This window comes from Caulobacter sp. SL161 (assembly GCF_026672375.1).
Taxonomy (GTDB): Bacteria; Pseudomonadota; Alphaproteobacteria; order Caulobacterales; family Caulobacteraceae; genus Caulobacter.
The window spans coordinates 2661169-2675344 of the sequence record NZ_JAPPRA010000001.1; the positions used below are offsets into that span (position 1 = coordinate 2661169).

The window sequence follows — 14176 nt, forward strand, 5'->3', positions numbered from 1 at the left end:
GGCGCTCAGTCCGGTACGAAGAGGTTGCGGACACCGTCCGGATGCGGCCCGACGGTCCCGGTCCGTCCGACACCTTCGCGACTCTCCAGATCGCGGAGGACCTCGGGCTCGTCGGGGGTCTGGGCGACAAACCTGCGGCCTTGGCTGTCACGCCCGATCACGATCCCCATCCGAACGCCCTCGCGACCGTGAACGATCGTGTAGGTCTCGATCACCGCCCTGCCCTGCGGCTTCTCAATGATCTCCGGGTGCGGCAACGCGTCGATCCTGGCCTGAATGACCGACGGCGGCTCACGCTCCCATTTCCCCTCGACCGGACGGGTTGAATAGATGCCTACGGACTGCTTGGTCAGGAACCAGCCGTTGGCGGTCGAAAGCCCGTAAGCGCCCGGCCGAGCCCGCAGCTTCGTGACCATCTCGGCGATGGCGTGCAGCGCGTAGTTGTTTCCGGGACCGCCAAAGTAGGGCAGGCCGCCTGTAATGGTCAGCCCGCGAGGGTCGTCGAGCGCCAGGCCAATCTCCTCGGCGCCGATCCGCACGGCCGACGGGAAGCACGAGTAGAGGTCAATGACGTCGAGATCGTCCACGCTGATCCCGGCCATTTCGAAGGCGCGTTGGCCCGTCAGGCGCATGGCCGGACTGGAATGATAGTCCTGCCGCTCAAGCGGATACCAGAGGTCGCAAGCGTCGGCGCAGCCGTGCAGGAAGACCCACTTGTCTTCCGGAACGCCCAGCTCGCGCGCCTTCCTGACGCTGGCGATCAAGACGGCCGCTGACTGGTCCACCTCCATGATCGCATTGAGATACTTCGGATAGGGATAGCCGACCATGCGGTTGCGATCAGTGACGGTCACCAGTTCCTCGGCGGTTCGCTTAACCGGAAACCACGCGTGTGGATTGGCGGCCGCGACCTGGGTGAAGGGCGCGAAAAACGCGCCAAGCTGCGCCTGATGCTCTTCCTGCGATCGCCCATCGCGAGCGCGCAGCGCGTTCTCGAACAGCGGATAGGTATTGACCGGATAGCCGAGCCCGTGCGCGGCCTCCTGGCGGGTCACCCCAGGCCTAGGATCGCCGATGCGCTGGGGCGCGGTCGTGATGTCGTCGCCCCAACCTTCGAAACCCAACCCGCCCTTCATCCGCTTCATCAGCGAGCCGAGGAATTCGGCGCCGGTCACGAGGGCCAGATCGGACTCGCCTTGAGCGATCCGTTCGCAAACCACATTGACCGCCTGCTGCGGGCTGTTGCCGCCTGTTTCGGTATAGACGCTCCAGCGCGGTGAAGCAGACACGGCCCGCGCGAGCGACGCCGGCGGATCGCTGAGACGCGGCAGCGGAAGCTTCGATAGCCCGCCGGGAGCGTCGATGCTGAACGCCACGACCGCTAAAGCGTCCAGTTCGGCAAGAACCGTTCCAGACAGACCGGCATCAAGAACGGCGCGTTCCGCCGCAACTTTCAGCAGTTCCAGCGGCGACGGCGAATTCGCGGCCTCACCACGATAGGTGAATTGGCCCGCCCCGATCAAAACCGGTGTGTCGTCGCGCATATCCGCCCCCATTCAAACGTTCGTTGGGCGCGATCGTAGGCGTCAAATGAAGCACCGCAAGGCCATTTGGATGCGGTTTTAGCTTTGCATAAATCGCGTGCGGTTGAAGCCTAATTTTTAATCACATGCTCACAAGTCAACCGTTCGGTCAGATTTGTCGCCAGCGCTCGCTTGCGACCTGCGGGGCGGCGTGATGGTTGCGCCTCAGAGAAGGCGGTTCGCCGCCGACGGGCCCGAAAGTGGAACCGATGAAGAAGATCGAAGCCGTCATCAAGCCGTTCAAGCTGGATGAGGTGAAGGAGGCCCTGCAGGACATGGGCGTCCAAGGCATGACCGTGCTCGAGGCCAAGGGCTACGGCCGTCAGAAAGGCCACACCGAGCTTTATCGCGGCGCCGAGTACGTCGTGGACTTCCTCCCCAAGATCAAGGTGGAGGTCGTCGTCGAGGACAGCCAGCTCGAGCCCGCGTTGGAAGCCATCACCCGCGCCGCCCGCACGGGCCGCATCGGCGACGGCAAGATTTTCGTCTCGGAGATCGCGGAAGTAATCCGCATCCGAACCGGAGAAAACGGTCCGGCCGCCGTCTAGGCCGGTTCGTCAGCAACTAAAGAGTTCTACAAGGGGATACGGAATGAGCACCGCCAAGGACATCCTGAACCTGATCAAGGAAAAGGACGTGAAGTACGTCGACGTCCGTTTCACGGACGTGCGCGGCAAGATGCAGCACGTGACCTTCGACATCGACCTGGTCGACGACGACTTCCTGAACGACGGCACGATGTTCGACGGTTCGTCGATCGCCGGCTGGAAGGCCATCAACGAGTCGGACATGAAGCTGCGCCCCGACCTGTCGAGCGCGATCATCGATCCGTTCTACCAGCAGACCACGCTGGCGCTGTTCTGCGACGTCGTGAACCCCGACACCGGCACGCCCTACAACCGCGACCCGCGTTCGATCGCCAAGGCCGCACTGAACTACCTGAAGTCGGCCGGCGTGGGCGACACTGTCTACTTCGGCCCGGAAGCCGAGTTCTTCATCTTCGACGACGTGCGCTGGTCGACCGCCCCGCACGACACCAGCTACTCGTTCGATTCGACCGAACTGCCGGTCAACTCCAACAAGCAGTACGCCGAAGGCAACATGGGCCACCGCCCGGGCCCGAAGGGCGGCTACTTCCCGGTGAATCCGGTCGATAGCTGCCAGGACCTGCGCGGCGAAATGCTGGCCGTCATGGGCGAGCTGGGCATGAAGCCGGAAAAGCACCACCACGAAGTGGCGCCGGCCCAGCACGAGCTTGGCCTGAAGTTCGACACCATGGTCACCATGGCCGACCGGATGCAGCTCTATAAGTACGTCATCCACAACGTCGCGGCCGCCTACGGCAAGACCGCCACCTTCATGGCCAAGCCGATGTTCGCCGACAACGGTTCGGGCATGCACGTGCACCAGTCGATCTGGCAGGACGGCAAGCCGCTGTTCGCCGGCGACAAGTATGCCGGCCTGTCGCAGGAATGCCTGTGGTACATCGGCGGCATCATCAAGCACGCCAAGGCCATCAACGCGTTCTCGAACTCGACGACGAACTCGTACAAGCGCCTGGTGCCCGGCTACGAAGCTCCGGTGAAGCTGGCCTACAGCTCGCGCAACCGCTCGGCCTCGATCCGCATCCCGCACGTCGACTCGCCGAAGGCCAAGCGCCTGGAAGCCCGCTTCCCCGACCCGATGGGCAACCCCTACCTGACGTTCGTCGCCCTGCTGATGGCCGGCCTGGACGGCATCATCAACAAGATCGATCCGGGCGCTCCGGCCGACAAGAACCTGTACGATCTGCCGCCCCGCGAGCAGAAGAAGATCCCGGAAGTCTGCGGCTCGCTGCGCGAAGCCCTGGAAAACCTCGACAAGGACCGCGCCTTCCTGAAGGCCGGCGGCGTCATGGATGACGACTTCATCGACAGCTACATCGAGCTGAAGATGGAAGAGGTGATGCGCCTGCAACTGCACCCGCACCCGGTCGAATTCGAGATGTACTACAAGTGCTAAGCGCTTAGGGCTTAGGACAAACGCCAAGGGGCCGGAGAGCGATCTCCGGCCCCTTTTCATTGCGCCGCGCCAGGACCGCGCTCCAGAAGTAGAACGACTTATTACTTAAGTGGCGCCGGCTGAACAAAATTGTCGCAAGTTCGCAACATTGACGACGCAATCGCCCCCAAGTTCCCGAAAAGACGTGATGCGCGATATCCCTCAGGCGGAGACTTGGCCTATCGCAGCCCAAACGGAATCGCCGCCAACGCCTGGACCACAACTCAGCGACGCGGCGTCTCGACAGGACATCTCATGCACAGCCTCAATAGCTCCCTTCGTCGCGCCCTGACGCTCTCGTGCGGCGCCGCCGCGCTGGTCACGGCCATGGCCGCCGCCCCGACGGCGTTCGCCCAGGACACCAAGGTCGGCGAAGTCATCATCACCGCCCAGAAGCGCAGCGAAAACCTGCAGGACGTTCCGGTTTCGGTGGCCGCCATCAGCGGCGAGCGCCTGCAATCGACCTTCGCGGCCGGCGACGACATCCTGGCCCTGTCGGCCAAGGCGCCGGGCCTGTACGCGGAATCCTCGAACGGCCGCGTCGCGCCGCGCTTCTACATCCGCGGCCTGGGCAACGCAGACTTCGATCTGGCCGCCTCGCAGCCCGTTTCGATCATCCAGGACGAAGTCGTTCTGGAGAACGTCGTCCTGAAGAGCTCGCCGCTCTATGACCTCGACCGCGTGGAAGTGCTGCGCGGCCCGCAGGGCACCCTGTTTGGTCGCAACACCACGGCCGGCATCGTGAAGTTCGACACCATCAAGCCGTCGGAAGAAATGAAGGGCCGCGCTTCGGCGACCTACGGCAGCTTCAACACCTTCACCTTCGACGGCGGCGTCGGCGGCGCTCTGGTCGAGGGCAAGCTTGCGGCGCGGGCGTCGGTTCTGTTCCAGCACCGCGACGACTGGATCGACAACGGCTTCACCAAGAAGAAGAACGTCATGGGCGGCTTCAACGAGCGCGCCGCCCGCCTCCAGTTGCTGTTCACCCCGACCGAGAAGCTGGACGCCCTGTTCAACGTCCACGGCCGCGACCTGGACGGCACCGCCGCCGTCTTCCGCGCCAACGTCCTGACCAAGGGCTCCAACAAGCTCAACGCGAACTACGACCGCGACACCGTCTATTTCGACGCCGGCGCCAACAACCCGCAGAGCTATAAGGGCTACGGCGCCTCGGCGAACATCGGCTACGACTTCGGCTTCGCCAAGCTGACCTCGATCACTGCCTATGAGAACACCCACGGCTTCAGCCGCGGCGACATCGACGGCGGCAATCCCACGGGCCCGGGCTTCATTCCGTTCCAGTCGGACACCCAGGACGGGATCAAGGAGCTGGATCAGTGGACCCAGGAAGTTCGTCTGGCCAGCAACACTGACGGCGCGCTGAGCTGGCAAGTCGGCGGCTTCTACTTCGATACGAAGTACGCCATCCAGACCAACCCCTTCTTCGTCTCGGCCACGACCCTGCAGCAGAAGAACACCGCCTGGGCCGTCTTCGGTCAGGCGTCGTACAAGGTCAGCGATCAACTCTCCCTGACCGGCGGCCTGCGCTATACCGACGACGACAAGGACATGAAAGTCCTCTCGGGCCCGAACATGGCCGCGCCGGTTTCGGTGTCGGACTCGCACCTGAGCTGGGACCTGTCGGCGTTCTATACCGTCAGCGAAGATGTCAGCGTCTACGCCAAGGTCGCCTCGGGCTTCCGCGGTCCGTCGATCCAAGGTCGCGACATCGCGTTCTTCTCGCCGGCCTCGGCGGCGAAGTCCGAAACCATCATGTCGTATGAGCTGGGCCTGAAGAGCGAGCTGTTCGACCGCCGCGTGCGCCTGAACGGCGCGGTGTTCGCCTACTCGATCGACGATCCGCAGTTCAGCGCGGTCGGCGGCGGCAGCAACTCCAACCGCCTGATCAACGCCAAGAAGGGCGAGGCCTATGGCCTGGAGCTGGACAGCGAGTTCGTGGTCACGCCGAACTTCGTCGTCACCGCCGGCTACAGCTACGCTCACACCGAGATCAAGGACAGCACCCTGGCCGTGGCCGCCTGCGCCGCCTGCACGGTGACCGATCCGACGACCGCCTCCGGTGCGGCTCTGGTCAACGGCAACCCCTTCCCGAACGCGCCGAAGTACACCTTCGACTTCACCGCTCGCTACGCCTATCCGGTGGCCAGCGGCGAGCTGTTCGCCTTCACCGATTGGAAGGTGCAGGGCTACACCAACCTGTTCCTCTACGAGTCGAAGGAATTCTACTCGAAGGGTGATTTCGAAGGTGGCCTGAAGCTGGGTTACGCCAACAAGGAAGGCGGCTGGGAGGTCGCGGCCTTCGCTCGCAACATCACCAACGAGCACAACATCAAGGGCGCGATCGACTTCAACAACCTGACCGCGTTCGTCAACGAACCGCGTGTCATCGGCGTCTCGATCGACGCGCGCTTCTAAGCCGCAAGATCTGGGTAGACTGGGAAAGGCCGCGGAGCGATCCGCGGCCTTTTTCGGTCTGGCGCTAGGCCTTCAGGCCTTGGCCGCCGATGGGCGTTGTTTCAAAGCGTTGCGGAAAGCCCGCGATGATGGGCCTTGCCTTCGCAATCGCGGCCTGCACCGCCGGCAGCTTCAAAGAGGCGGCGTGCGCCGCCTTGTCGGCCCAGACCTCCGTGATCCAGATCGCCTCGGGGTTGGCCGGATCCATGGCGAGCACATAGCTCAGGCAACCCGGCATGTTCGCCGTTCCCTCGGCAAGAATGGCGAGCAGCTCGTCACGCTTGCCCGGCGCTGCGAGCATCTGACCGATCAAGCCGTACATGGGCATTCCTCCCGCCTGAGCCTTCGAAACCGTCGGGAGCGCGACGGCCGCCACGCCGCCGGCCAGGACTTCCCGTCGCCCAAAATCAGTATCGCTCAATCTCGCCCCCTTAGCGGCGCACCCGCGCGCCATCGGCCTAAATGCGCGAGCGAGGTTCGAGGCACCGCGCAAAGTTTTTGCGGGCGGACGGACAAGTTTGCGCCGTTTGACTTGATAACGCGGTTCTTTTCGTCTGTCCTTCCGGCCTCTTCGAGAGTCGGGGTTTTTCATGATCAGATGGCGTTCGGTGGCGATGGCCACGAGCCTGCTTGCGCTGGGCCTTTCGGCCTGCGCCACGACCGGGACCGGCGGTCCCGCCAAGTCTTCCACGCCCGCCAAGCCCGCGGAGAAGGCCGAGATCAAGCCGTTGCCCAAGGGCCTGGATGGCCAGGCGTCCGCAGGCTTCCCATCGACCTATAAGCCGCTTCCGGCCCGCGCGACCGCCTTTGTCGGCGCCACCGTGCTGACAGCGACGGGCCAGCAGATCGAAAACGGCGTGGTCTTTGTCTCGGAAGGCAAGATCAGCTCGGTCGGCGGACCCGACACTCCGATCCCAGCCGACATCGCGGTGATCGACGCCAAGGGCAAGTGGATCACGCCCGGCATCGTCGACGCCCACAGCCACCTTGGTGTCTATCCCTCGCCCGGCGTCTCGGCCCGGTCGGACGGCAACGAAGCCACCGACCCGAACACGGCGCAGGTCTGGTCGGAGCACTCGGTGTGGCCGCAGGACCCGGGCTTCAACCGCGCCCGCGCCGGCGGTGTGACGACCCTGCTCATCCTCCCCGGTTCGGCCAACCTGTTCGGTGGTCGCTCGGTGACGCTCAAGAACGTACCGTCGCTGACCATGCAGGGCATGAAGTTCCCCGGCGCGCCTTACGGTCTGAAAATGGCCTGCGGCGAGAACCCCAAGCGCGTCTATGGCGGTCGTGGCCGCAGCCCCTCGACGGCCATGGCCAACGTGTTCGGCTTCCGCAAAGCCTGGATCGACGCGGCCGACTACGCCCGCAAGTGGGACGACTACCGCGCCAAGGTCGCCAAGGGCGAGAAGGCTGATGCGCCTAAGCGCGACCTGCAGATGGAAACCCTGGCCGGCGTGCTGAAGGGCGAGATCCTGGTGCAGAACCACTGCTACCGCGCCGACGAAATGGCTGTGATGATCGATATCGCCAAGGAGTTTGGCTATAAGATCACGATGTTCCACCACGCGATCGAGAGCTACAAGCTCGCGCCCGTGCTGGCCAAGGAAGAGATCTGCTCGGCCACCTGGGCCTCGTGGACCGGCTTCAAGATGGAAAGCCTGGACGGCATCGACGCCAACGCCGCGATCCTGGCCAAGAACGGCGCCTGCGTCGTCATCCACTCTGACGACGCGATCATGACCCAGCGTCTCAACCAGGAGGCCGCCATCGCCATGGCCGCAGGCGCCAAGCTCGGGATCGACATCCCGCGCGCCGAGGCGATCAAGTGGATCACCGCCAACCCGGCCAAGGCCATGGGCATCGGCGACAAGACCGGCTCGATCGAGCCGGGCAAGGCCGCCGACCTGGTGGTCTGGAGCCGCGACCCCTTCAGCGTCTACGCCCAGGCCGAACAGGTCTATGTCGACGGCGCCCTGACCTACGACCGCAAGGACCCGCGCTTCCAGCCCAAGTCCGATTTCGAGCTCGGCCAAGCCGGCCAAGGAGCGTTCAACTGATGATCCGGTCCCTGCTTCTCGCCAGCGCCGCCTGCGCCCTGGCCCTTCCCGCGGCGGCCCAGACGGTCGCCATCGTCAACGCCCGCATCGAGCCGGTGTCCAGCGCCGCCATTCCGAGCGGGACCCTGGTGATCAAGGACGGCAAGATCGCCGCCCTGGGCGCCAGCGTCTCGGTTCCGGCCGGCGCCCGCGTCATCGACGCCAAGGGCGGGGTCGTCACCCCCGGCCTCATCGCGCCGTCGTCCAACCTCGGCGCCTCGGAGATCAGCGGCGTTCGTGAGACCCGTGACGACTCCACCGGTAGCGCCCTGAGCGCAGCTTTCGACATCAGCTACGCCATCAATCCGGCCTCGACGTTCCTGGGCCTTGCCCGGGACGGCGGTATCACCGGCTCGGCCGTCACCCCCGTGCTGTCCGGGACGGGCGGCGGCGCGCACCAGCATGCCGACGACGGCGTGGTCGAAGAGATGACCGCCGGCGCTCATGGCGACGGCGATCCGCCGCTGTTCGGCGGCCAGGCCGCGTTCATCCGCCTGAAGGCCGGCAGCACCGACATCGTCGAGGCCTCCAAGCTGGCCGTCACCGTGTCGCTCGGCGAAAGCGGCGCTCGGGCGGCAGGCGGCTCGCGCGGCGCCAACCTGATCCTGATCCGCTCGGCCCTGGAGGACGCTCGTGCGTTCGCCAACCGCCGCGCGGCGTTCGAGCAGGGCGCCACCCGCGACTTCGGGCTCTCGCGTCTGGACCTTGCGGCGCTGATCCCGGTCGTCCAGGGCAAGACCCCGCTGTTGATCCGCGTCTCTCGCGCCGCCGACATTCGCCAGGCGCTGAAGCTGGCGGCCGACGAGAAGATCAAGATCGTCCTCGAAGGCGTCGAGGAAGGCTGGATGGTCGCGGCCGAGATCGCCAAGGCCGGGGTTCCGGTGATCCTGGATCCGCAAGCGTCCCTGCCCGGCAGCTTCGAGACCCTGGGCTCGCGCCTCGACAACGCCGCTCGGCTTCACGCCGCCGGCGTCACTGTGGCGATCAACGGCGCGCGGGACTTCAACAACCTGCGCCAGGAGCGCCTGAACGCCGGTCTGGCGGTCGCCAACGGCCTGCCCTATCCGGCCGCTCTCGCCGCCGTGACCCTGGTCCCGGCCAAGATCTGGGGCCAGGCCGACAAGGTCGGTTCGCTCGAGGTCGGCAAGGTCGCCGACGTGGTCGTCTGGAACGGCGATCCGCTGGAGACGACCAGCTGGCCCACGGCCGTGTTGGTCGGCGGCGTCGAGCAGCCCAAGGACGGTCGCCACCAGCAGCTGAAGGCCCGCTACGCGGCCAGCGACCAGACCGGCTATCCGCCGGCCTATCGCTAGACTGGAGAGCGCCCCCTCCGGCCCTGCGGGCCACCTCCCCCGTTTCACGGGGGAGGATACGCTCCTCCTCCCTTGCGAAGCGGGGGAGGTGGCGCGGCACCGATAGGCGACGTGACGGAGGGGGCGTCCCCAACTTTCTCTTTTCAGGGGATGTCGGGACCGCCATACGAGGCCCCCGCGTTCGAATCGCCTAGACTTCCCCTGATGTCCTCCTCCGATAAGACCCCTTCCCTGTTTGGTGACGACGACGCCCTGGCGCCGGTCCCCGCCGCGCCGTTCAAGGCCAGCGTGGAGCCGCACGTCGAGCCAACGCCGCGTCCGATCCCGCCGCCCCCGCCGTCGAAGGCTGCGCCCCCCGGCAAGCCGGGTGAGTACTCGGCCGCCGACATCGAGGTGCTGGAAGGCCTGGAGCCGGTCCGCAAGCGGCCGGGCATGTACATCGGCGGCACCGACGAGCGGGCCCTGCACCACCTGTTCGCCGAAGTGCTGGACAACTCGATGGACGAGGCCGTGGCCGGCTTCGCCAAGACCATCGAAGTCAAGCTCGACGCCGACGGCTACCTGTCGGTCAAGGACGACGGTCGCGGCATGCCCGTCGACCCGCACCCCAAATATCCCGGCAAGTCGGCGCTGGAGGTCATCATGACCGTCCTGCACGCCGGCGGTAAGTTCACGGGCAAGGCCTACGAGACTTCCGGCGGTCTGCACGGCGTCGGCGCCAGCGTCGTCAACGCCCTGTCCGAGCGCGTCGAGGTCACCGTCTGGCGCGACGGCTTCGAACATCTCCAGGTCTTCGCCCGCGGCAAGCCGCTGGGGCCGATCCAGCAGGTCGCGCCGTCGAAGAAGAAGGGCACCATGGTGCGCTTCAAGCCCGACGACGAGATCTTCGGCGAGGGGACCAACTTCAAGCCCGCCCGCCTCTACCGTATGGCCCGCTCGAAGGCCTATCTGTTCCGGGGCGTGCAGATCAAATGGTCCTGCGATCCCTCGCGGATCCATGACCAGACCCCGCCCGAAGCCACGTTCCACTTCCCCAACGGCCTGGCCGACTTCCTGGCCGAACGGACTAAGGGCCTGACCACGATCACGCCCGAAAGCTTCTCGGGCCGCATCGAGCGCCTGGGCGAGGCCGGCGCGGTCGAGTGGGCCGTCACCTGGACCCCGCAGGGCTTTGGCGAGCACGACGGCTTCATGCAGTCGTACTGCAACACCGTGCCCACCCCCGAAGGCGGCACCCACGAGAGCGGCTTCCGCGCCGCCCTGACCCGCGGCCTCAAGGCTTATGCCGAGCTCAAGGGCGAGAAGCGCGGGACGATCATCACGGCCGACGACGTCGTCGCCCAGGCCGGCGCCCTGATCTCGGTGTTCATCAAGAACCCCGAGTTCCAGGGCCAGACCAAGGAGAAGCTCTCGACCAGCGAGGCCCAACGCTTCGTCGAGGCCTCGTTGCGCGACCCGTTCGACCTGTGGCTGTCGTCCAGCCCTAAGAACGCCCAGGCCCTCCTGGAATTCGTCATCGAGCGAGCCGAGGAACGCCTCAAGCGCCGCAAGGACAAGGAAGTCTCCCGCGCCAGCGCGACCCGCAAGCTGCGCCTGCCCGGCAAGCTGGCCGACTGCGCCGGCGGCGCGGTCGACGGGGCCGAACTGTTCATCGTCGAAGGCGACAGCGCCGGCGGCTCGGCCAAACAGGCCCGCGACCGCAAGTACCAGGCCATTCTTCCCCTGCGCGGCAAGATCCTGAACGTGGCCTCGGCGAGCGGCGAGAAGTTCACCGCCAACAAGGAGCTGTCGGACCTGATGCTGGCCCTGGGCGCCCAGGCCGGCGCCAAGTACCGCGAGGAAGATCTGCGCTACGAGCGGATCATCATCATGACCGACGCCGACGTCGACGGCGCCCACATCGCCTCGCTGCTGATCACCTTCTTCTACCGGACCATGCCCGAGCTGATCCGGGGCGGTCACCTGTTCCTGGCCCTGCCGCCGCTGTACCGCTTGGCCCACGGCGGCAAGAGCGAGTACGCCCGCGACGACGCCCACAAGGACGAGCTGCTGGCCACGGTGTTCAAGGGCAAGAAGCCCGAGATCGGCCGCTTCAAAGGCCTGGGCGAGATGATGGCCTCCCAGCTGAAGGAGACCACCATGGACCCCAAGAAGCGTACCCTGGCCCGCGTCACCCTGCCCCGCCACGAGGAAAGCGTCGAAGACCTCGTCGAGACCCTGATGGGCCGCAAGCCCGAACTGCGCTTCCGCTTCATCCAGGAAAACGCCGAGTTCGCGTCGGCGGATCTGGATTTGTAGGGGCGAGATCCTTCCGCCCCCTCCGGGGGCGGACGACCGCGAAGCGGTCAGGTGGGGGCCTGGGGCGTCAACGGGCCCTTTCCTGACTTGCCCCCTCCGCGCTGCGCGCTCCTCCCTCGGAGGGGGAAGAAGGCTTCGCGCACGCCGCCGCCGCTTCACGCGGTCTCCCGCTGAAGGTCTGGAAAGGGACGCGGAGCGCCGGACGTTCGTCCGGAGTGTGAGTTTGTAGATACCGTTTCGACGAAGCCCGACGCTCCGCGCAGCCGTTATTCGCCAGCGTCCCGTCAGGTGGCCCTGTTCAGGCCTTACCGGGACCTGGGCTCCTCGGTTTCCCGAGGCTCCCAGCGGTGGGAGAGGACGAGCCAATCCAGGCTAAGACACATCCCTTTGCCTCCAACCACGCCGACGGCGGGCGGGTGAGCCCAGCAAGCTCAGCCCCGGACCGTTCGAGTATCCCCCTCGAACCTGTCCCGCTCGACCGCCCCCCGCCGCCACGATGGTCGCTGGCCATGCGCCCTTTCCTCGCGACGAGGTGGGTAGAGATTACGACAGGTTTTCAAGCCGGGGACGAAACAACACGAACGCCCATCCGATCCCCTCTCTCTACGAGAGAGGGAGGGGCCCAAGCAAAGCTTGGAAGGGTGAGTGGTTACACCCTCTCCGGACAAGGCAGAGCCTAGCAAGCGACTGAAAAGGTGGGATTTTCAAGGAAAAAACCGCAACCTCTCACCCTCCCACGCCTGCGGCGCGGGCCCCATCCTCTCTCCAAGAGAGAGGGATTTTCGCGCCCGTCCCGATCCGGGGATAAGCTCCCCTACAGCGGGATGTTGTCGTGCTTCTTCCAGGGGTTGGAGAGTTCCTTGCCCTTCAGGCTCTTCAGGCCGCGCACGATCCGGCGGCGGGTGCTGTGGGGCATGATCACGTCGTCGATATAGCCGCGCTGGGCGGCGACGAACGGGTTGGCGAAGCGGTCCTTGTACTCGGCTTCGCGCGCCGCCAGGGCCTCAGGGTCCTTGGCCTCCTGACGGAAGATGATCTCGACAGCCCCCTTGGCGCCCATGACCGCGATCTCGGCCGTGGGCCAGGCGTAGTTGAGGTCGCCGCGCAGGTGCTTGGAACTCATCACGTCATAGGCGCCGCCATAGGCCTTGCGGGTGATGACGGTGATCTTCGGCACAGTCGCCTCGGTATAGGCGAACAGCAGCTTGGCGCCGTGTTTGATCAGGCCGCCGTACTCCTGCTTGGTGCCCGGCATGAAGCCCGGCACGTCAACGAAGGTGACGATCGGGATGTTGAAGGCGTCGCAGAAGCGCACGAAGCGTGCGGCCTTGCGCGAGCTGTCGATGTCCAGAACGCCGGCCAGAACCTGCGGCTGGTTGGCGACAATACCGACCGTCTCGCCGTCCATCCGGGCGAAACCACAGATGATGTTCTTGGCCCACTCGCTCGAGATCTCGAAGAAATCCGCCTCATCGACGACCTTCAGGATCAGTTCCTTCATGTCATAGGGCTTGGTCGGATCGGCCGGGACCAGGGTGTCCAGGCTCATCTCATCGCGTAGCGGCTCATCGAAGCTCTCGCGCTCGGGCGCAGGCTCGCGGTTGGATGACGGCAGGAAGTCGATCAGGCGGCGGACTTGGGTCATGGCCTCCAGATCGTTCTCGAACGCGCCCTCGGCGACGCCCGACTTGGCCGCGTGGACCCGGGCCCCGCCCAGCTCCTCAGCGGTGACGACCTCGTTGGTGACGGTCTTCACGACGTCCGGGCCGGTCACGAACATGTAGCTCGTATCCTTCACCATGAAGATGAAGTCGGTCATGGCCGGCGAATAAACGTCACCGCCGGCGCACGGGCCCATGATCACGCTGATCTGCGGGATAACGCCCGAGGCCATGACGTTCTCAACGAAGATGTCGGCATAGCCGGCCAGGCTGTCGACGCCTTCCTGGATGCGGGCGCCGCCGGCGTCGAACAGACCGATCACCGGCGCGCCGACCTTCATGGCCTGGCGCTGCACCTTGACGATCTTCTGGGCGTGGGCGTTCGACAGGCTGCCGCCGAACACGGTGAAGTCCTTGGAAAAGACGTAGACGACCTTGCCGTTGATCGTCCCCCAGCCGGTGACGACGCCGTCGCCGGGGATCTTCTGGTCTTGCATGCCGAAATCGGCGCAGCGGTGCTCGACGAACATGTCGAACTCTTCGAAGGAGCCCTCGTCCAGCAGCAGCTCGATGCGCTCACGGGCGGTCAGCTTGCCCTTGGCGTGTTGGCTGGCGACGCGCTTCTCGCCGCCCCCGGCCTTGGCCTGCTGGCGACGACGCTCCAGTTCCTCGAGAATGTGCTGCACGCGCGTACTCCCCTGCCCGGT

The 14176-nt window shown here is 65.6% G+C and carries 9 protein-coding genes and 2 pseudogenes; 7 read left to right on the plus strand and 4 right to left on the minus strand.

What is annotated here, in order from left to right; translation table 11 throughout:
* Positions 1-5: 5 nt before the first annotated feature.
* Positions 6-1556 carry an acetyl-CoA acetyltransferase gene (locus OVA11_RS12945; protein ID WP_268067752.1) on the minus strand — a complete coding sequence of 517 codons (1551 nt, stop codon included), beginning with the start codon at positions 1554-1556 and terminating at the stop codon, positions 6-8.
* 236 nt (positions 1557-1792) lie between these two features.
* On the opposite strand from OVA11_RS12945, the gene OVA11_RS12950 reads away from it, so the two are divergent.
* The 3 genes from OVA11_RS12950 (at position 1793) to OVA11_RS12960 (ending at position 6059) form a co-directional block, all read left to right on the plus strand.
* Positions 1793-2131 (plus strand): P-II family nitrogen regulator, encoded by a 339-nt coding sequence (locus tag OVA11_RS12950; protein ID WP_010919834.1) that lies wholly within the window; start codon positions 1793-1795, stop codon positions 2129-2131.
* Positions 2132-2174: 43 nt separating this feature from the next.
* Complete coding sequence (gene glnA, locus OVA11_RS12955) at positions 2175-3584, plus strand: type I glutamate--ammonia ligase (protein ID WP_010919835.1); 1410 nt, start codon at positions 2175-2177, stop codon at positions 3582-3584.
* 294 nt (positions 3585-3878) lie between these two features.
* The gene (locus OVA11_RS12960) at positions 3879-6059 is read left to right on the plus strand and encodes a TonB-dependent receptor (protein ID WP_268067753.1); all 2181 of its coding nucleotides are present in this window, start codon (positions 3879-3881) and stop codon (positions 6057-6059) included.
* Positions 6060-6123: 64 nt separating this feature from the next.
* Here the strand turns inward: OVA11_RS12960 and OVA11_RS12965 are convergent, their stop codons facing one another.
* Positions 6124-6519, minus strand: a complete 396-nt coding sequence (locus OVA11_RS12965) for a putative quinol monooxygenase (RefSeq protein WP_268068974.1) — start codon at positions 6517-6519, stop codon at positions 6124-6126.
* Positions 6520-6688: 169 nt separating this feature from the next.
* Here OVA11_RS12965 and OVA11_RS12970 point away from each other — a divergent pair, with 169 nt between their 5' ends.
* From OVA11_RS12970 to parE, 3 genes are all read left to right on the plus strand, one after another.
* Positions 6689-8158, plus strand: coding sequence for an amidohydrolase (locus tag OVA11_RS12970; protein ID WP_268067754.1), 1470 nt, complete (start codon positions 6689-6691; stop codon positions 8156-8158).
* Positions 8158-9510: an amidohydrolase family protein gene (locus tag OVA11_RS12975; RefSeq protein WP_268067755.1), complete on the plus strand. Its 1353-nt coding sequence runs from the start codon at positions 8158-8160 to the stop codon at positions 9508-9510. Before OVA11_RS12970 ends, OVA11_RS12975 begins: the two co-directional genes overlap by 1 nt.
* A gap of 204 nt (positions 9511-9714) precedes the next feature.
* Positions 9715-11808, plus strand: coding sequence for a DNA topoisomerase IV subunit B (parE, locus tag OVA11_RS12980; protein ID WP_268067756.1), 2094 nt, complete (start codon positions 9715-9717; stop codon positions 11806-11808).
* 276 nt (positions 11809-12084) lie between these two features.
* Here the strand turns inward: parE and OVA11_RS19825 are convergent.
* Positions 12085-12205, minus strand: a pseudogene (locus tag OVA11_RS19825) (hypothetical protein); the annotation flags it as partial.
* Here OVA11_RS19825 and OVA11_RS19830 point away from each other — a divergent pair.
* Positions 12204-12346 (plus strand): annotated as a pseudogene (locus tag OVA11_RS19830) (hypothetical protein); the annotation flags it as partial. The pseudogenes OVA11_RS19825 and OVA11_RS19830 sit on opposite strands and share 2 nt — an antisense overlap.
* Positions 12347-12622: 276 nt before the next feature.
* On the opposite strand, the gene OVA11_RS12990 reads toward OVA11_RS19830, so the two are convergent.
* Positions 12623-14155, minus strand: a complete 1533-nt coding sequence (locus OVA11_RS12990) for an acyl-CoA carboxylase subunit beta (protein WP_268067757.1) — start codon at positions 14153-14155, stop codon at positions 12623-12625.
* Positions 14156-14176 lie beyond the last annotated feature (21 nt).

Coding starts and splice junctions, on each gene's coding strand:
- OVA11_RS12960 (WP_268067753.1), top strand. CDS start 3,879: ATGCACAGCCTCAATAGCTCCCTTCGTCGCGCCCTGACGCTCTCGTGC.
- OVA11_RS12950 (WP_010919834.1), top strand. CDS start 1,793: ATGAAGAAGATCGAAGCCGTCATCAAGCCGTTCAAGCTGGATGAGGTG.
- OVA11_RS12970 (WP_268067754.1), top strand. CDS start 6,689: ATGATCAGATGGCGTTCGGTGGCGATGGCCACGAGCCTGCTTGCGCTG.
- OVA11_RS12945 (WP_268067752.1), bottom strand. CDS start 1,556: ATGGGGGCGGATATGCGCGACGACACACCGGTTTTGATCGGGGCGGGC.
- OVA11_RS12975 (WP_268067755.1), top strand. CDS start 8,158: ATGATCCGGTCCCTGCTTCTCGCCAGCGCCGCCTGCGCCCTGGCCCTT.
- parE (WP_268067756.1), top strand. CDS start 9,715: ATGTCCTCCTCCGATAAGACCCCTTCCCTGTTTGGTGACGACGACGCC.
- glnA (WP_010919835.1), top strand. CDS start 2,175: ATGAGCACCGCCAAGGACATCCTGAACCTGATCAAGGAAAAGGACGTG.